The sequence below is a fragment of the Pseudomonas reinekei genome (assembly GCF_001945365.1).
In the GTDB taxonomy this organism is placed as follows: Bacteria; Pseudomonadota; Gammaproteobacteria; order Pseudomonadales; family Pseudomonadaceae; genus Aquipseudomonas; species Aquipseudomonas reinekei.
This window is the reverse complement of the sequence record NZ_MSTQ01000007.1, coordinates 63,386-81,833: the sequence shown is the minus strand read 5'-3', so window position 1 is coordinate 81,833 and position 18,448 is coordinate 63,386. Positions and strand designations below refer to the sequence as shown.

The following is an 18,448-nucleotide window of genomic DNA, read 5'->3' as shown; positions in this document are numbered from 1 at the left end:
GACCGAGGCGCTGCCATTCGCGAGCAGGCTCGCTCCCACAATGGACCGTTGTCGAAGACAAAATGTGTGTCCACTGAAGTTCTAATGTGGGAGCGAGCCTGCTCGCGAAGGCGTCCTCAAGGCAATAACACAACCGAGCCCGTTGTCCGCCGCGCCGACAACTCCGTCTGCGCCTTCGCCGCATCCGCCAGTGGATAACGCTGGCTGATGTCCACCGTCAGCTTGCCGCTGATGATCATCTCGAACAGCTCATCGGCCATCCGCTGCAGGTTCTCGGCGTTGTTTGCATAAGTGCCCAGCGTCGGTCGGGTCACGTACAGCGAGCCCTTACCCGCCAGTATCCCCAGGTTCACCCCGTCCACCGCACCGGACGCATTGCCGAAGCTCACGACCAGTCCCCGAGGCGCGACGCTGTCGAGCGACGTCAGCCAGGTGTCCTTGCCCACGCCGTCGTACACCACCGGGACCTTTTTGCCATCCGTCAACTCCAGTACGCGCTGTGCAACGTTTTCATGGCTGTAGTCGATGGTCGCCCAGGCGCCGTTGGCCTTGGCCAGCGCGGCTTTCTCTGCGGAGCTCACGGTGCCGATCAGCTTGACGCCCAGGGCCTTGGCCCATTGGCAAGCCAGCGAGCCGACACCGCCGGCGGCCGCGTGGAACAGAATGGTTTCACCACCCTTGAGTTCGTAGGTCTGGCGCAGCAGGTACTGCACGGTCAGGCCCTTGAGCATCACGCCTGCGGCCTGTTCGAAGCTGATGGCGTCCGGCAGGTGAACCAGATTGGCCTCGGGCAACACGTGAACGTCGCTGTAGGCGCCCAAAGGTCCGCTGCCGTAAGCAACACGATCGCCCACCTTGAACCGCGTCACTTCACTGCCGACCGCCTCGACCACGCCCGCCCCTTCCGAGCCGACCCCCGATGGCAGAGACGGCGGCGGGTAGAGGCCGCTGCGGTAATAGGTATCGATGAAGTTCAGGCCGATAGCCTTGTTGCTCACCCGAACCTGCTGCGGCCCGGGCTCGGCGGGTTGGTAATCCACATAATCGAGCACTTCGGGGCCACCGTGGGCACGGAACTGGATACGCTTTGCCATCTGCACTCTCCTGAGATCGTTTCTACCAAAGCGTCCTATCGGACTCCTAAGCTTGATCTTCGTCAACTGCGACGAGCACATCGGCGGTGGTATGCTACGCGCCCATTTGCGCAGGCCCCGCTCCGATGGAGCGCCGCGTAGCTTTGCCCGATCCAAGGTGATGCCATGACTACCCGCACCGAGGCCGTAAAAGCCTATCTGCTCGACCTGCAAGACCGCATTTGTGCTGCCCTGGAAGCCGAAGACGGTGGCACGCACTTCGTCGAAGACGCCTGGACCCGGCCTGCCGGCGGCGGTGGACGTACGCGGGTGATCGAAAACGGCACGGTCATCGAAAAGGGTGGCGTCAACTTTTCCCACGTCTTTGGCAGTGGCCTGCCACCGTCCGCCAGCGCCCACCGCCCGGAACTGGCCGGCCGTGGCTTCGAAGCGCTCGGGGTGTCGCTGGTGATCCACCCGCATAACCCACATGTGCCGACTTCCCACGCCAACGTGCGGTTTTTCATCGCCGAAAAAGAAGGTGAAGAACCGGTCTGGTGGTTCGGTGGCGGTTTCGACCTGACGCCCTACTACGGCAATGAAGAAGACTGTGTGCATTGGCACCGTGTCGCCGAACAGGCCTGCGCGCCGTTCGGTGCCGACGTCTACCCACGCTACAAAGCCTGGTGCGACAGTTACTTCCACATCAAGCATCGCCATGAACCACGGGGCATCGGCGGTCTGTTTTTCGATGACCTGAACGAGTGGGACTTCGACACCAGCTTCGCTTTCATGCGTGCGATCGGCGATGCGTACATCGACGCCTACCTGCCGATCGTGCAACGGCGCAAGAACGACGCGTTCACGGCCCGGCAACGGGAGTTTCAGGAATACCGTCGTGGTCGCTACGTGGAGTTCAACCTGGTCTACGACCGCGGCACACTGTTTGGCCTGCAATCGGGCGGGCGTACCGAATCGATCCTGATGTCGCTGCCACCACAAGTGCGCTGGGGTTATGACTGGAAAGCCGAACCGGGCAGCGAAGAGGCGCGCCTGACTGAATACTTTCTGCAAGACCGCGACTGGTTGGCCGAGGCCTGAACGAGGAATCCTGATGGACCGTTATGTCGTATTCGGTAACCCGATTGGCCACAGCAAATCGCCGTTGATTCATCGCCTGTTTGCCGAGCAGACCGGGCAGAAACTCGACTACAGCACCTCGTTGGCACCCCTCGACGATTTTTCCGGCTGTGCCCGGGCGTTTTTTTTAGAAGGTCGTGGCGCGAACGTCACCGTACCGTTCAAGGAAGAAGCCTGCCGCCTCGCGGACACCCTGACCGCGCGGGCCCAACGGGCTGGCGCCGTGAACACCCTGAGCAAACTGGCCGATGGCAGCTTGCTGGGCGACAACACCGACGGCGCCGGGCTGGTGCGGGACTTGACGGTCAACGCCGGGTTCAGCCTCAAGGGCAAGCGCATCCTGCTGTTGGGGGCCGGTGGCGCCGTGCGCGGTGCGCTGGAACCCCTGCTCGCCGAACACCCGGCATCTGTGATCATCGCCAACCGTACGGTGGACAAGGCCGAGTTGCTGGCGGAACTGTTCTGCGATCTGGGGCCGGTATCGGCCAGTGGCTATGACTGGCTGCAGGAGTCGGTGGACCTGATCATCAATGCGACGTCCGCGAGCCTGACCGGCGATGTACCGCCGATTGCCGCCAGCCTGATCGAGACGGGCAAAACCGTTTGCTACGACATGATGTATGGCAAGGAGCCGACGTCGTTCTGCCGTTGGGCCCGCGAACACGGCGCGGCGGTGTCGATGGACGGCTTGGGCATGCTGGCCGAGCAAGCGGCCGAAGCCTTCTTCCTGTGGCGCGGCGTGCGTCCGGATACAGCGCCGGTGCTGGCCGAACTGCGCCGACAGTTGGCTCTCTAGGCCTTTGTGGCGAGGGAGCGAGCTCCCTCGCCACAGGGTTCAGTGCGTTTCCCCTGCGGTGGTTCAGTCTTCAAACCGAATCGGGCATTTCTCCGCGCCTTCAAGCTTGCGCAGCTCTTCCACCACCTGCGGCCGGGCCTGGCGCAAGGTCAAACTGCGATCCTGACGCAGCAAGCGCCGGGCTTCCTGATGCAGCATTTCCACCCCTGAATAGTCGATGAAATTGATCTGCTGTGCCTCGATCACCACGCGCGCGCCGTGCATGCGCTGCAGGCGCACTTGCAGGTAATGGCTGGCACCGAAGAAAATCGAGCCGCCGACCCGCAGGATGTCTTCATCGCCCTCGCACACATGCTGGACCCGCGGTTGCGAGGTGCGTTTGAGGTAGAAAAACAGCGAGGCCAGCACCCCGGCGTAAATCGCAGTCTGCAGTTCCAGCAACAGCGTGGCGACGCAGGTCAGGGCCATGACCACGAATTCGGCGCGGCTCACCCGCAGCAAGGCACGAATGCCGCGATGGTCCACCAGGCCCCAGGCGATCAACAGAATGCTGCCGGCCATGGCCGGGATCGGAATGTGCGCAATCAAACTCGCGCCGAATACCGCAAACAGCGCCACCCACAACGCCGAAAAAATCCCTGCCAGCGGTGAGCAGGCCCCTGCTTCGTAACTGAGGCCGGAACGGGTGAAGGAACCGGCTGACAGCGATCCGGAAAAAAACGCGCCGACGATATTCGACAGGCCTTGGGCGCGAACTTCCTGGTTGGCGTCGAGAAGTTGCTGCGAACGTGCGGATATCGAGCGGGCAATCGACAGGCTGGTGACCAGCCCGAGCATGCCGACGGCGACGGCGCTGGGCAGCAGGCGCAAGATCAAATCGAGATCCAGCGGCAGCGGACTGAAGGGCGGTAGCTTGCCGGTGAAGGCGCTGACCAGTTGCACATGGCCGAACATCGATGGCCACAACCACACAAGCAATGCGCCCAGCACCAGGGTAATCAGCAGCGTTGGCCACCGTGGCAGCCACAGCTTGAGGACCACCCCCACCCCCACCGTGGCCAACCCTAGCGCCAGCGAGGCTTTGTCTGTTTCGCCGAGATGGCGAAGCAGAGTGATGAAACTGTCCAGGGCGGTGGCCTGGCTCGGCAAGTCCAGCCCCAGCAGGTTGGGCAGTTGGCCGACGGCAATCACCACCGCCGCGCCGAGGGTGAAGCCGAGCACCACCGAGTGGGAGACGAAGTTCACCAGCGCGCCAAAACGCAGCAATCCCAGCAGCCACTGGAAAATCCCCGCCAGGAAGGTCAGCAACAGGATCACGGTGACGTAGTCCTGCGTCGCGGGTACGGCCAGAGGACTGACGCTGGCATACAGGACAATGGAGATCGCTGCCGTAGGACCGCAGATCAAATGCCACGACGAACCCCACAGACAAGCAATCAGCACCGGAATGATCGCCGCATACAGCCCGTATTCTGGTGGGAGACCGGCGATCAGCGCGTAGGCAATTGATTGCGGCAAGGCGAGAATCGCACCGCTGAGGCCGACGATCATGTCACGACCGACGCTGGCGCGGGTTTGCCGGGGCAACCAGGTGAGAAAGGGGAAGAGTGAATGCCGGCTGGGAAAGGCCATGGGTCCTCTCGGGTTAAGTTTTGCGCAAGGGTATCAGCACCAGCCAATCATTGTGGCGAGGGAGCTTGCTCCCGCTGGAGCGCGCAGCGCTCCCAATCCAGTCAACGCGAATAGTCAGCCTTATCGAGTCGTCCGGGCTTGCGTCTGCTACGCAGCCGAGCGGGAGCAAGCTCCCTCGCCACAGGTAATCACTACAGTCCCTTGCCAGGTAAGCGTTACAGCTTGGCTTTGACCGCTGGCAACGCATCCTTGCCATCCACGGTCTTCACGCCCTCCAGCCATTTATCCAGCACCGCCGGATTGGCCTTGATCCACGCCTTGGCGGCGTCAGCATTGCTGACTTTCCTGTTCACCACCTCGGCCATGATGCTGTTCTCCATCTCCTGGGTGAAACTCAGGTTGGTCAGCAATTTGCCGACGTTCGGGCAGGCCTGTGCATAACCTTTGCGGGTCAGGGTGTAGACGCTGCCGGTGTCGCCGAAGTATTTCTCGCCGCCCTTCAGATAATGCATTTTCAACTGCACGTTCATCGGGTGCGGGGTCCAGCCGAGGAAGGTCACGAATTTCTGTTTTTTCACCGCGCGGGACACTTCGGCCAACATCGCCTGCTCGCTGGACTCAACCAGTTTCCACTGGCCCATGTCGAAATCGTTCTTCTTGATGATCTCCTGCAGGGAGATGTTCGCAGGTGCGCCGGAACCGATGCCGTAGATTTTTTTGTCGAACTTGTCGGCAAACTTGTTCAGGTCGGCAAAGTTATGCACACCCGCGTCCCACACGTAGTCCGGTACCGCAAGGGTGAACTCGGTGCCGTCGAGGTTCTTCGCCAGTTGCGTAACATCGCCAGTGGCGACGAACTTGTCATAGAAGCCCTGCTGCGCCGGCATCCAGTTACCCAGGAACACATCGACCTGGCCGTCCTTGAGCCCGCCAAAGGTAATCGGCACCGCGAGGGTGTCGACCTTGGCCTTGTAGCCCATGCCGTCCAGCAGAAACCCGGTGATGGCATTGGTCGCGGCGATGTCGCTCCAACCCGGATCGGCCATTTTCACCGTCTCGCATTGATCGGCGAACGCCGATGCACTGCCAAGAGCCAAGAGCCCGACCGTCAGTACTGTGGATAACCTTTGCATGGACTTCCCCTTAACATTATTGGTTTTGGCAGGGTTGTGGATAACGTGCTTTACGCTCCAGATCGTCGAGGTCGATATGGTTACGCATGTATTGCTGACTGGCGTCCACCAGCGGCTGGTGATCCCAGCTCTTCAGCTTGCCGATGGTCAGGGCTTCGGCAACAAAACGCCGACGCCGCTGGCTTGCGAGCACCTGTTGGTGGATCGCCGGAATGTCCCATTTGGCCCGTGCCTCGGCGAGAAAATCGTCGAATAGCTGGCGATGTTGCGGCGATTGACTGAGTTCCTCCTGTTCGCGCGGGTCATTGTGTACATCGAAGAGTAGGCAAGGGTCATCTTCGCTGTAGATGAATTTGTAAGCACCGCGACGAATCATCATCAACGGGCCGATGGTGCCTTCGGCCATGTACTCGCCGAAGACTTCGTCGTGACCGCCCTGCCCTTGCAGATGCGGAACCAAAGAACGGCCGTCGAGTGGCAGGCCGTGCTCCAGCGAGCCGCCCGCCAGTTCGACGAACGTTGGCAACAGGTCGGCGGTTGAAACCGAGGCACTGACCCGGCCCGCGCCGAATTGCCCTGGCGCACTGATCAACAGGGGCACTCGCGCCGCCATTTCATACCAGTGCATTTTGTACCAGAGGCCGCGCTCGCCGAGCATGTCGCCGTGGTCGCCGGAGAAGACAATGATGGTGTCGTCGATCAAGCCCGTGTCTTCGAGCGTTTGCAGGAGTTTGCCGACATTGCTGTCGATATAGCTGCAGGCACCGAAATAAGCGCGTCGCGCGTCGCGAACCTTATCCACAGGCAACGGTTTGTCCCACAGGTCGTAGACCTTGAGCAGGCGTTGGGCGTGTGGATCGAGTTCAGTCTGTGCCGGCGTCACAGGCAACGGGATGTCGGCGTCGTCGTACAAATCCCAGAAAGCCTTGGGAATCGTGTACGGGTCGTGTGGGTGAGTCATCGACACGGTCAGGCAGAACGGCTGGTCGCCATCCTCGCGAATGTGATCGAACAGGTATTGCTGGGCCTTGAAGACCACTTCTTCGTCGAAATCCAGCTGATTGGTCCGCACGCACGGTCCTGCTTGCAGCACCGACGACATGTTGTGATACCAGGTCGGACGCACATCCGGCTCGTCCCAGTTCACCGCCCAACCGTAGTCGGCCGGGTAGATATCGCTGGTCAGGCGTTCTTCATAGCCGTGCAACTGGTCCGGTCCACAGAAATGCATCTTGCCCGACAGCGCGGTGCGATAGCCGAGGCGGCGCAGGTAGTGAGCGTAGGTCGGTACATCGGCCGGGAAATCCGCCGCATTGTCATAGGCGCCGATCTTGCTGGGCAACTGGCCGCTGACCAGGGTAAAGCGCGACGGCGCGCACAACGGGCTGTTGCAGTAAGCGGAGTCAAACACCACGCCTTCGGCGGCGAGGCGGCTCAAATTAGGCAGTTTGATAGGCGAAGGGCCGTAGAACGGCAACATTGGCGCGGCCATTTGATCGGCCATGATGAAAAGAATGTTCTTGCGCTTCATGTGATCGCGGCATTCCATAGTGGATGTTTATGCGAGAGTGCTGGGATCGAGGATGGAACCCCTACTCTTTGCGGTAAAGCCCATGCGCGGCAATGACTAGGATAAGCACAGCTTATGTATGACGCCCTCGGTGACCTGTCCCTGGATCTGCTTCGCGCATTCGAAGCAGCGGCTCGCCAACGCAGCTTCACGGCCGCCGCCAATGAGCTTGGCACCACTCAGCCTGCCATCAGCCAACAGATCAAAAGGCTTGAAGAACAATTGGCCACGCGGCTGTTCGACCGCATTTATCGCGGCATAGAACTGACCGAGGCAGGCATGATCCTTTTCGAGCAGGTTCAGCTCGGATTGCAGAATATCGATGCGGGATTGAATGCAATCAGCGCACAGCATCAACATGAAGTGCTGCAAGTAGCGACCGACTTTGCCTTCGCGGCCTACTGGCTGATGCCGCGCCTGCACCGCTTTCACGCGGCCAATCCGCAGGTGGATGTGAGCCTGGTCACCAGCGAGCGCAGCCACAACATGCTGCGCACGGATATTGATGTGGCAATCCTGTTCGGTGACGGGCGTTTCAAGCAGGGTGAAGGCCGCTGGTTGTTCAGCGAAGAGGTATTTCCGGTGTGCAGTCCACAGCTCCTGGAGGGGCGTGCCCTGCCCTTGCCCGCCCAGTCATTGCTGGAGTTGCCGCTGCTGCACTTGCGTGGCGAGAACAGCAGCAACTGGTTTGACTGGAGCGGTGTGTTCCGAGCGTTGGGCATCACCTCGGCTCCGGCCCCCGGCCAGTTGCGCTTCGACAATTACACCCTGTTGATACAAGCGGCGATAGGTGGCCAGGGAGTCGCCATTGGCTGGCGGCACCTTGTGGATAACTTGCTGGCGCAAGGTTTACTGTGCCGGCCGATTGACGAAACGCTGATGTCACGCCTGGGCTATTACGTGGTTGTGCCCCAGCGCAAACGGCGCGGGGCGCTGATTCAGCAGTTCGTGGACTGGTTGATGGAAGAGCAAGCCTGCAGTGCGCAATCACTGACGGGGCTTTCGTTTCCTTCGATTGCAGTTTGAACGATCAGCAGATCGTCCGAAAGATTATGAAGTCGCCACAAAACTCACATGCTCACCGACATGCAGGTTCAGGTGCAGCTCATCGGCAATGCCCTTCGCCGTGCGGGCCAGGCGTTGCAGTGGTTCGGCCAGGCCGGGCTCAAGGTTGCCGCTGATTTGAGTGAAATGCTCAATGGTGAGTCCCGCCACCCCGCGTGGGGCGTTCACCATCGTCCATTGCAAGGCACTGCTTTGCAGCGCTTCGCGGATCTCTTCGGCGGCATGGCGCTGCAATCCGTCCTCGATCTCCGGATCGTCCAGCACCTCGAAATCTCCCACCACAAACAACCGTGCGATGCCCGCGGCCTGCATGCCCTCTATCAACGCATCGACTGCCAGCACTTGCTCGACGGGGCCGGGCACAATGGTTTTTTCCACGTGCTCACTGTTGAATGGCAATCCGGGCGCGTCCAGTAAACAGATGACGGCCGAACTGCCTGCCATGCTTTGCTTCACGCGCTGCGCCTCGAACAGATCACCCGTCTTGGTGCGCAACCCCGGACGTGGCGCCAGCGCTGTCAGGTCGTCGAGAATGGCGATCACTTCATGTTGGCGCCGAAGCATTTCAGCCATCAGCGCACTGCCCAGGCTACTCATGGCACCATAAAGCACCACTTTCACCACCGGCGTTTCGGCGTTTTTCATGGCTGAACTCCCTTGTTTTCCTGCGTATATGGCGTGTGACATGCAGGGAGCGACAAGGGTTCGACTGAGTTTTGGAGGGATTCACATGCACCGGATCAAGGGCTATCACGCTCACGTGTATTTCGACGCCAGCACCATCGATCAGGCGCGCGCCTTGTGCGAGCGAGCCGCGCAACGGTTCCCATTGAACATGGGGCGCGTGCACGAGCGCCCGGTCGGACCGCATCCGGACTGGAGTTGCCAACTGGCGTTCGGGCCGGAGTTGATCGGCGACGTGCTGCCGTGGCTGGCGCTCAACCGCAAAGGGTTGGTGGTGTTCGTGCATCCAGACACCGGCAACGACTTGATGGATCATCGCGATCACGCGATCTGGATGGGCGCGGTCCGGCCACTGGACCTGTCTATTTTCTGATCAGAGCGATTTTTCGGCTTCACAGGCAAAGGCTCAGCCAGGTGCAGCCACGGCAGGCGAATGTCGGCAATGGCCTCAACCCGGTATCTCGTCTGCCGCAGTCCGACGACCGGTTGCACATCCGGTCAATGCTTTCATCGCCGAAAGCTGGCTGAAAGCTTCCCCGATTAGGATCGCCCCCACTACCGGCAACAGACCGGTCGGCCAATGCCAGCGCTTTATCGCTCGCACAGCCCATTTAACAACAACAATGGTGATTCTGATGTCCTCCTCTATCCGCCGCTTCGCTGCAACTCCGCCCGTACGTTTCGTGCTTCCCGTTCTGCGCTGATCCGCCCGATCCGCTCATTCCCTAGCCGCGCTACGCCTGGAGTATTCCCATGCTGACTTTCCTTGGCTTCGCCATGGTCATCACGTTCATGTTCCTGATCATGACCAAGCGCCTGTCCGCGCTGATCGCCCTGATCATCATTCCAATCGTCTTCGCCCTGTTCGGCGGTTTCGCTCCGAAAATCGGCCCGATGATGCTCGAAGGCATCACCAAGCTCGCGCCGACCGGCGTGATGCTGATGTTCGCGATTCTGTACTTCGCCCTGATGATCGACTCCGGTCTGTTCGACCCGGCCGTGCGCAAGATCCTCAAAATGGTCAAGGGCGACCCGTTGAAAGTTTCGGTCGGCACCGCCGTACTGGCGCTCGTCGTTTCCCTCGATGGTGACGGCGCGACCACTTACATGATCTGCGTGGCCGCCATGCTGCCGCTCTACAGTCGCATCGGCATGAGCCCGCGGATCATGGCCGGTCTGATCATCCTCGCCGGTGGCGTGATGAACATGACGCCATGGGGTGGCCCGACCGCCCGTGCCGCCAGTGCGCTGCACGTGGACCCGTCGGCGATCTTCGTACCGATGATTCCGGCCATGGCGGCGGGTGTGGTGGCGATCCTCGCCATCGCCTATTTCTACGGTAAGCGTGAGCGTGCCCGTCTGGGTGAGCTGCACCTGGTGGGCGATGAAGTCGACCACAGTGAAATCAGCGTCTCGCAGTTCCCGGATGCCCGTCGTCCGAAGCTGATCTGGTTCAACGGCGCCCTGACCCTGGGCCTGATGTGCACCCTGATCGCCGGCCTGCTGCCGCTGCCGGTGCTGTTCATGGTGGCGTTCAGTATCGCGATGATCGTCAACTACCCTTGCCTGCAACAGCAGAAGGATCGCGTCGCGGCCCACGCCGGTAGCGTGCTGGCAGTGGTCGGGCTGATCTTTGCCGCTGGCATTTTCACCGGTATCCTGACCGGCACCGGTATGGTCGATGCGATGTCGAAAAGCCTGCTATCGGTGATTCCGGATTTCCTCGGTCCTTACCTGGCAGTGATCACGGCGCTGGTGAGCATGCCGTTCACCTTCTTCATGTCGAACGATGCATTTTATTACGGCGTGTTACCGGTTCTTGCCGAAGCCGCCAGCCATTACGGTATAACCGCGGTGGAAATGGCACGTGCCTCGATCGTCGGTCAGCCCGTCCACTTGTTGAGCCCGCTGGTACCCTCCACTTACCTGTTGGTGGCCCTGGCCGGGATCGATTTTGGTGATCACCAGCGCTTCACCCTCAAGTGGGCAGTGCTGGTGTGCATGTGCATACTGGTTGCCGCATTGCTGATGGGGATTTTTCCGCTGTTCAGCACTCTATAAGCCCAAGACTCATCACAACGGGTCCAGGCTTCGCTGTTTGAAGCCCGGGCCCGTTGTGGTTTAACAATCGCTCAAAGGAATACACATGGAATGGCTGACCAACCCTGAAATCTGGGTTGCCTTCTTCACCCTGACCGCCCTGGAAATCGTCCTGGGTATCGATAACATCATCATGATTTCGATCCTGGTCAGCCGCATGCCCAAGCACATGCAGGCGCGCACCCGGATTTTCGGTCTGGCCCTGGCCATGATCACGCGAATCCTGTTGCTGCTGTCCATCACCTGGGTCATGCGCCTCACCGCCGATCTGTTCGAAGTGTTCGGTCAGGGCATTTCCGGACGTGACCTGATTCTGTTCTTCGGTGGTCTGTTCCTGCTGTGGAAGAGCTCGCAAGAGATGTACCACGCACTGGAGGGTGAAGACGAAAGCAACGAAGAACCTTCGGGCAAGGGCGGCAACTTCCTGTACACCATCATCCAGATCGCGATCATCGACATCGTGTTCTCGCTGGACTCGGTCATCACCGCGGTCGGCATGGTGTCCCATGTGCCGGTCATGGTGGCGGCGATTATCGTGGCCGTTCTGGTGATGATGCTGGCCGCAGGCACCATCAGCGACTTCATCGACAAGCACCCGTCGCTGAAGATGCTGGCACTGTCGTTCCTGTTGGTGGTCGGTACCGTACTGATTGCCGAATCCCTGGATGTGCACGTACCGAAAGGCTACGTCTACTTCGCCATGGCGTTCTCGCTGGCGGTGGAAGCGATCAACATCAAGATGCGCACCGCGATGGCGAAAAAACGCAAACAGCAGGACCCGGTGAAACTGCGCAAGGACATCCCGGGCCAGTAACCCGGTAGTTCGCAAAACCCTGTGGGAGCGAGTTCGCTCCCACAGTTGTTTTGGGTGGCTGCAAGACCGTGACTTCATGACAGTTTTGTTTCAATCGCGCCTTTAGCTATGCGATGCTGGCGCCCGGACCGTTAGCCAACTACAGCTTAAGTACAGAACGTAGATCGTCGCGCGGCACCGCCAACTTGTTCCTTTGGGGCGCCACACCACAGGGGGTCGGTATGCTCACCCTGCTCAATCTGCTCTCCGCCGTGGCCTTGCTGATCTGGGGCACGCACATCGTCCGAACCGGCATCCTGCGGGTTTACGGTTCCAACCTGCGCCATGTCATCAGCCAGAACATGTCCAGACGCTGGCTGGCGTTCATTTCCGGGATTGTCGTCACCGCGATGGTGCAGAGCAGCAACGCCACGGCGATGCTGGTCACTTCATTTGTCGGTCAGGGCCTGATGGCGCTGACGCCGGCGCTGGCGACCATGCTTGGCGCGGATGTCGGTACGGCGTTGATGGCACGGGTGCTGACGCTCGACCTGTCATGGCTGTCGCCGCTGCTGATTTTCCTCGGGGTGATTTTCTTTCTCTCGCGCAAACAGACCCGCCTGGGCCAGATGGGCCGCGTCGCGATCGGTCTGGGCCTGATCATTCTCGCCCTGCAATTGATCGTCGAAGCCGCGGCGCCCATCACGCATGCCCAAGGGGTGAAGGTAATCTTCGCCTCGCTGACCGGTGACATCCTGCTCGACGCCCTGGTCGGTGCGCTGTTCGCGATGATTTCCTACTCCAGCCTCGCGGCAGTGCTGCTGACCGCCACGCTGGCCGGCGCCAGCGTAATCAGCCTGCCGGTGGCCATCGGCCTGGTAATCGGCGCCAATATCGGCAGCGGTATTCTGGCGTTCCTGAGCACCAGCATGCAGAACGCTGCCGGACGCCAGGTGGCGCTGGGCAGCCTGTTGTACAAACTGATCGGCCTGGTGCTGATCATTCCTGTGCTCGACCCCTTGGTGCACTGGATCGACAGCCTGGACTTCAGTCCCCAGGAAATGGTCATTGGCTTCCACCTGCTCTACAACACGGCGCGCTGCCTGGTCCTGCTGCCCAGCGTCGGACCGATGGCCAGGTTTTGTGCCTGGGTGCTGCCAGAGCGTCCGCAAGCCAACGGCACCGCCAAACCGCGGCATCTGGACCCTACGGCGTTGGTCACACCGAGCCTGGCGCTGGCCAATGCGGCGCGGGAAACCCTGCGTATGGGCGACCTGATCGACAACATGCTCGAAGCCATGCTCGATGTGTTGCATGGCAAGCAAACCGCCGTGACTCAGGAAGTGCGGCGCATGGCTGAGGACGTGGAATCGCTCTACAGCGCGATCAAGCTCTATCTGGCGCAAATGCCTCGCGAAGACCTCAGTGATCAGGACAGCCGGCGCTGGGCGGAAATCATCGAACTGGCGATCAATCTGAAACTGGCGAGCGACCTGATCGAGCGCATGCTGCGCAAGGTGCAGCAGCAGAAAACCTCGCAACGCCGGTCGTTCTCCGAGGTGGGCCTGGAAGAGTTGGCAGGTTTGCACAGCCAGTTGATTGCCAATCTGCGTCTGGGCCTGTCGGTGTTCCTCAGTGCCGACCCGCAAAGCGCCCGCCAATTGGTCCGTGAAAAACGTCGTTTTCGCGCACAGGAGCGGCGCCTGGCCCACGCCCATGTCAGCCGTTTGCAACGTAAGATCGTGCAAAGTATCGAAACCAGTTCGCTGCACCTGGAGTTGATTGCCGACATGAAACGGCTGAATTCGCTGTTTTGCAGCAGTGCCTATGTGGTACTGGAAACGTCCGACAGCGGCGCGCTGGTTGTCGACGATTTGACTGACACCACGCATTCTCCCTGAACGTCCACAGTGGCTTGAAGTCTGTTGAACTCACGCTGGCCGTATGGAAGCTCGTTATGCGTTGTCTGTTGTTAGCCTGTCTGTTGCTCGGCTCATTCCCTTCGTTTGCCCTGGATCGCTTTCAGGTCGAGGGCTACTCCTTGCGCAACGGCCTGCAAATTCTGCTCAAGCCCGGTGCCGAACGCGGGCATGTGGCCATCCGCCTGGTAGTCGGCGTCGGCATCGACGATTTCAACTGTGCGGAAAAAGAGTTGCCGCACCTGCTCGAACATTTGCTGTTCAGTGGCATCGACGCCAGCGGCGAAGGCGGACTTGAAGAGCGGATGCAAGCGCTGGGTGGCGAATGGAACGCTTACACCAGCAACGCCGACACCACGTTCGTGATCGAGGCCCCGGCGAAAAACCAGCGCAAAGTTCTTGATCTGCTCTTGGCGTTATTGACCCAGACCCGGTTCGACGACAACGCCATCAACGCCGCCAAGCAAGTGGTCGAGCGCGAAGACGGCGGTCACTACACGCATTTGCAACGCTGGCTGGATCGTCAGGACCTCGGCCATACCGCGAGCAAGCAACTGGCCGTGGAACTGGGCCTCAAATGCTCCGAACGCGCAGAAGTCGAGCAACTGACCCGCGAGCAATTGGAGAAAGTCCGCAAGGATTGGTACGCGCCCAACAACATGACGCTGATCGTGGTCGGTGACCTCGATCGTTTGCTGCCGGCCTATCTGGAGCGCACCTACGGCACATTGGTCCCGATTGAACCGGGTAACCACCTGCCGCTCCCGCAAATCCAGGCCAGCGCGGCTCACGAGCGCGTTCTGATGCGCGGTTTTCTCGGTGGCGGGGCCAAGCTGCACTGGCTGGTGCCGGAACCGGTGCTGGAGGATCAGCACGACCAAACCTTCGACCTGCTCAAGGACTACCTCGACTGGGCGCTGTATCGCCAGCTGCGGCTGGCGCACAGTTTGTCCTACGGCCCATGGGCCGAGCGTGAGGTGTTCGGTGGCGTTGGTTTCATGAGCCTCAATGCCGACCTTGAACGCGACGACGTGGACGAGGCCCTGGCGGTGCTGGACGACTTGAAGGCTCAGCTACTCAAGGACGGCCTGAACGCCGAGACCTTCAACCGTCTCAAACAGGCTGCCATTGCCCGCCAGGCCTGGGCCGTACAAGGCAACAGCGCGCTGGCCGATTACTACTGGAGTGCGCTGGGAGACTACGACAACGGCCGTTTCACCAACCCCACCAAAGAGCTGCAAGCGGTATCCCTCGCCGAAGCGAACAAGGCGATGCGCGAACTGCTCCTGCAACCGGGGTATGTGCGGATTGAAAAGCCGCTGCTCAGCTATGACCAGTTGATGTGGGCGATTGTTGGATGGGTGGGGGTGTTGGTTTTAGCGCTGGCGGGTTGGCAGATTTACCGTCGGCGATAGGTACTTCTTGTGGCGAGGGAGCAAGCACCCTCGCCACGCCGTCGCGCCAGCGGTACCCTGTCAGGGATTTTTCCTACGACTGATGTGAATCGCCGAATGCCGACCCTGACCCTCTACGTACAGCGCATCCTCGAACTGATGAAGCGCTACCCCGGGGTCATTGCGCTCGGTGGTTTTGTTTCCGGGGTCGGCAGCTTCATTCTGGTGGATCGCCAACAGGGTCTGGCGAGCTGGATCACCACCATCATGCTGATCAGCTGGATCTGGCTGATGCTGGAAAACAGTCTGACCAAGCTGTTCACCCGGATTTTCAAGCGGGAGATTCCCCAACCCTTGCTGCGTTACGCGACGCAGATGATCCATCAGGAAAGCCTGTTCTTCGTCCTGCCGTTCTTTTTCATCACGACCACGTGGAACAGCGGCCAGTTGTTCTTCACCGGGTTGCTGGGCATTGCCGCGCTGATTTCCATCGTCGACCCGCTCTACTACAAATGGCTGGCGCCGCGGCGTTGGGCGTTCCTCGCGCTGCATACGTTGACACTGTTCGCCGCCCTGCTCACTGCGTTGCCGGTGATCATGCATCTGACCACGTCGCAAAGTTTCAAATGGGCGCTGGGCATCGCCGTGCTGTTGTCGTTCCCGAGCCTGGCGTCGATCTTTCCGATCCGTACCGTGCGCAATGCGCTGGCCATTCTGAGTATCACCATCGGCATCGGCGGTGTGGGTTGGGTGCTGCGCTCATGGGTGCCGCCGGCGACGCTGTGGATGACCGACGTGGCCATCAGCACACAGATGCAGGATCGCACGCCCGGTGCCAGTCTCGATGAGGTCAGCGTCGAGCAGATCCGCGGCGGTGGTTTGTACGCTTACACCGCGATCAACGCACCGCGTGGCCTCGACGAGCGGATTTATCATGTGTGGCAGTTCAACGGCAAAGAGGTCGACCGCATCCCGCTGGACATCCACGGTGGGCGCAAGGAAGGCTACCGGGCCTGGACCCACAAGCAAAACTTTCCCGGTAACCCGGCGGGCAAATGGCAGGTCCGGGTACTCACTGAAGACGGCCAGTTGATTGGCGTGTTGCGCTTCAAGGTGGCGGACAGCACACCGGTCAAAGAAAAGTAAGGCAGTTCGTGCTATTACGTAGGTCAGCGAAATAGCCGAAAAAGCACGGAGCTTATGACCAGCAGCACATTGGCCGGCAATGCCCAACTGGACACCTCGCACGCCCCTGCTCAGATACGGGTGACGGGGGACTGGACGCTTGCCCATTACGCCGACCTCAAGCGCCTGAGCGATAAGCTCGAAGGCCAATACGACGACAGCACCCACATCGACCTCAATGGCCTCGGCGCCCTCGATACCGCCGGCGCGTCGTTGCTGGTGGAGTTGCTGGGCTCCGAGCGTCTGGGCCGATCCGCCGAACACCCCGATTGCACCCTCTCCTCTGCCGACCGCGCGTTGCTGCAAACGGTCTACCAGTCGTTGACGGATTTCTGCGTACCGATCAAAGAGCCGGAAATCAGCGTCGGCATTCAGCTGCTGACCCGTATTGGTCGCGCCGTGGACAGCGTCTGGCAAGACACCCTGCAACTGCTGGGTTTCGTCGGCCTGATTCTGGAAACCATCGTCCGCGGCCTGTTCCGCCCCAAACGCTGGCGCATCACGCCAATGGTTGCGCACATTGAGCAGACCGGCCTGGACGCCGCGCCCATCGTTGCCCTGCTGACGTTTCTGGTGGGCGCTGTCGTCGCGTTTCTTGGGGCAACCGTTCTAACCACGTTCGGCGCCAGCGTATTCACCGTGGACCTGGTGGCGTTTGCCTTCCTGCGTGAGTTCGGTGTGTTGCTGACTGCGATCCTCATGGCAGGGCGCACCGCCAGTGCGTTCACTGCGCAAATCGGCTCGATGAAGGCCAACGAAGAAATCGACGCGATCCGCACCCTCGGCCTTGATCCGATGGAGTTACTGGTCGTGCCGCGTGTCCTCGCCTTGCTGGTGGCGTTGCCGATGCTGACGTTTCTGGCGATGGTGTCGGGGATTGTCGGCGGCGGCGTGGTCTGTGCGGTGTCGCTGGATATCTCGCCGGCGATGTTCCTCTCGCTGCTGCAATCGGACATCGGTGTTCAGCACTTTCTGGTGGGGATGGTCAAAGCGCCCATTTTCGCATTCCTGATCGCCGCGATCGGCTGTCTGGAAGGCTTCAAGGTCAGCGGCAGCGCTGAGTCCGTCGGTGCGCACACCACGTCCAGTGTGGTGCAGTCGATTTTCGTGGTGATCGTGCTCGACGCCGTCGCCGCGCTGTTTTTCATGGAGATGAGCTGGTGAATCGTCGACCCCGAGCGCCCGCCGAGGCGGTCATCGAAGTCCGTGGGCTGTGCAATCGCTTCGGCAGTCAGAGCGTGCACGAAAACCTCGACCTGGATTTGTACAAGGGCGAGATCCTCGCTGTGGTCGGCGGCTCCGGCAGCGGCAAGTCGGTGTTGCTGCGCAGCATTGTCGGCTTGCGCCAACCCAGCGAAGGCAGGGTCGAGGTGTTCGGGCAAAACCTGCCGACCCTGCCGGAACACGAGCGCTCGCTGATTGAACGGCGCTTCGGTGTGCTGTTCCAGAAAGGCGCCCTGTTCTCTTCCCTGACCGTGACCGAGAACGTCGCCCTGCCCCTGATCGAACATGCCGGCCTGAGCCGTGACGATGCCGAACATCTGGCGGCCGTGAAACTGGCCTTGGCCGGGTTGCCGCTGTCGGCGGCGGATAAATATCCGGCCTCTCTGTCCGGCGGCATGATCAAACGTGCGGCTCTGGCGCGGGCCCTGGCGCTTGACCCGGACATCCTGTTTCTCGACGAACCCACCGCCGGCCTCGATCCGATTGGTGCCGCGGCGTTCGATCAGTTGATCCTGACCTTGCGCGATGCCTTGGGCCTGAGCGTTTTCCTGGTGACTCACGACCTCGACACGCTCTACACCATCACCGACCGGGTGGCGGTGCTGGCGCAGAAGAAAGTGCTGGTGGCCGACGCCATCGACAAGGTGTCGGAAACCGACGACGCGTGGATTCACCAATACTTCCATGGCCCTCGCGGCCGCGCGGCATTGACAGCCGCACAACAGCTCAACGAGGTCTGA

The 18,448-nt window shown here is 60.6% G+C and carries 16 protein-coding genes; 11 read left to right on the top strand and 5 right to left on the bottom strand.

Translation table 11 applies throughout. The annotated features are described in order from the left end of the window. Window positions 1–116: 116 nt before the first annotated feature. Window positions 117–1,094 carry an NADPH:quinone reductase gene (locus tag BVK86_RS13640; RefSeq protein ID WP_075946927.1) on the bottom strand — a complete coding sequence of 326 codons (978 nt, stop codon included), beginning with the start codon at window positions 1,092–1,094 and terminating at the stop codon, window positions 117–119. A gap of 165 nt (window positions 1,095–1,259) precedes the next feature. Here BVK86_RS13640 and hemF point away from each other — a divergent pair, with 165 nt between their 5' ends. Then, on the top strand, window positions 1,260–2,174 hold the full coding sequence (gene hemF, locus BVK86_RS13635) for an oxygen-dependent coproporphyrinogen oxidase (RefSeq protein WP_075946926.1): 915 nt from the start codon (window positions 1,260–1,262) through the stop codon (window positions 2,172–2,174). A gap of 13 nt (window positions 2,175–2,187) precedes the next feature. Then, window positions 2,188–3,009, top strand: coding sequence for a shikimate dehydrogenase (gene aroE / locus BVK86_RS13630; protein WP_075946925.1), 822 nt, complete (start codon window positions 2,188–2,190; stop codon window positions 3,007–3,009). 63 nt (window positions 3,010–3,072) lie between these two features. On the opposite strand, the gene BVK86_RS13625 is transcribed toward aroE, so the two are convergent. The 3 genes from BVK86_RS13625 to betC form a co-directional block, all read right to left on the bottom strand. After that, window positions 3,073–4,641 (bottom strand): SulP family inorganic anion transporter, encoded by a 1,569-nt coding sequence (locus BVK86_RS13625; protein ID WP_075946924.1) that lies wholly within the window; start codon window positions 4,639–4,641, stop codon window positions 3,073–3,075. A gap of 215 nt (window positions 4,642–4,856) precedes the next feature. Beyond that, on the bottom strand, window positions 4,857–5,774 hold the full coding sequence (gene choX, locus BVK86_RS13620) for a choline ABC transporter substrate-binding protein (protein ID WP_075946923.1): 918 nt from the start codon (window positions 5,772–5,774) through the stop codon (window positions 4,857–4,859). A gap of 16 nt (window positions 5,775–5,790) precedes the next feature. Further along, a complete protein-coding gene (gene betC / locus BVK86_RS13615) occupies window positions 5,791–7,305 on the bottom strand; it encodes a choline-sulfatase (protein ID WP_075946922.1) in 1,515 nt (504 codons plus the stop codon). Between the two features lie 114 nt (window positions 7,306–7,419). Between betC and BVK86_RS13610 the strand changes: the two genes are divergently transcribed. Continuing rightward, window positions 7,420–8,370 (top strand): choline sulfate utilization transcriptional regulator, encoded by a 951-nt coding sequence (locus tag BVK86_RS13610; protein WP_075946921.1) that lies wholly within the window; start codon window positions 7,420–7,422, stop codon window positions 8,368–8,370. A 24-nt stretch (window positions 8,371–8,394) separates the two neighbouring features. On the opposite strand, the gene BVK86_RS13605 is transcribed toward BVK86_RS13610, so the two are convergent. Continuing rightward, on the bottom strand, window positions 8,395–9,054 hold the full coding sequence (locus BVK86_RS13605; protein ID WP_075946920.1) for an NAD(P)-dependent oxidoreductase: 660 nt from the start codon (window positions 9,052–9,054) through the stop codon (window positions 8,395–8,397). 85 nt (window positions 9,055–9,139) lie between these two features. On the opposite strand from BVK86_RS13605, the gene BVK86_RS13600 reads away from it, so the two are divergent. The 8 genes from BVK86_RS13600 (at window position 9,140) to BVK86_RS13565 (ending at window position 18,448) form a co-directional block, all read left to right on the top strand. Continuing rightward, entirely contained in the window at window positions 9,140–9,466 is a 327-nt protein-coding gene (locus BVK86_RS13600; RefSeq protein ID WP_075946919.1) for a DOPA 4,5-dioxygenase family protein, read from the top strand. 380 nt (window positions 9,467–9,846) lie between these two features. Continuing rightward, on the top strand, window positions 9,847–11,154 hold the full coding sequence (locus BVK86_RS13595) for a CitMHS family transporter (protein ID WP_075946918.1): 1,308 nt from the start codon (window positions 9,847–9,849) through the stop codon (window positions 11,152–11,154). An 85-nt stretch (window positions 11,155–11,239) separates the two neighbouring features. Then, window positions 11,240–12,007, top strand: coding sequence for a TerC family protein (locus BVK86_RS13590; protein WP_075946917.1), 768 nt, complete (start codon window positions 11,240–11,242; stop codon window positions 12,005–12,007). A gap of 221 nt (window positions 12,008–12,228) precedes the next feature. After that, a complete protein-coding gene (locus BVK86_RS13585) occupies window positions 12,229–13,887 on the top strand; it encodes a Na/Pi cotransporter family protein (RefSeq protein ID WP_075946916.1) in 1,659 nt (552 codons plus the stop codon). Between the two features lie 56 nt (window positions 13,888–13,943). Beyond that, a complete protein-coding gene (locus tag BVK86_RS13580) occupies window positions 13,944–15,320 on the top strand; it encodes a M16 family metallopeptidase (protein ID WP_075946915.1) in 1,377 nt (458 codons plus the stop codon). A gap of 96 nt (window positions 15,321–15,416) precedes the next feature. Further along, the gene (locus BVK86_RS13575) at window positions 15,417–16,445 is read left to right on the top strand and encodes a DUF5924 family protein (protein ID WP_075946914.1); all 1,029 of its coding nucleotides are present in this window, start codon (window positions 15,417–15,419) and stop codon (window positions 16,443–16,445) included. Window positions 16,446–16,499: 54 nt separating this feature from the next. Continuing rightward, entirely contained in the window at window positions 16,500–17,648 is a 1,149-nt protein-coding gene (locus BVK86_RS13570; protein ID WP_075946913.1) for an ABC transporter permease, read from the top strand. Then, window positions 17,645–18,448, top strand: a complete 804-nt coding sequence (locus BVK86_RS13565) for an ABC transporter ATP-binding protein (protein ID WP_075946912.1) — start codon at window positions 17,645–17,647, stop codon at window positions 18,446–18,448. The genes BVK86_RS13570 and BVK86_RS13565 overlap by 4 nt, the downstream gene beginning before the upstream one ends.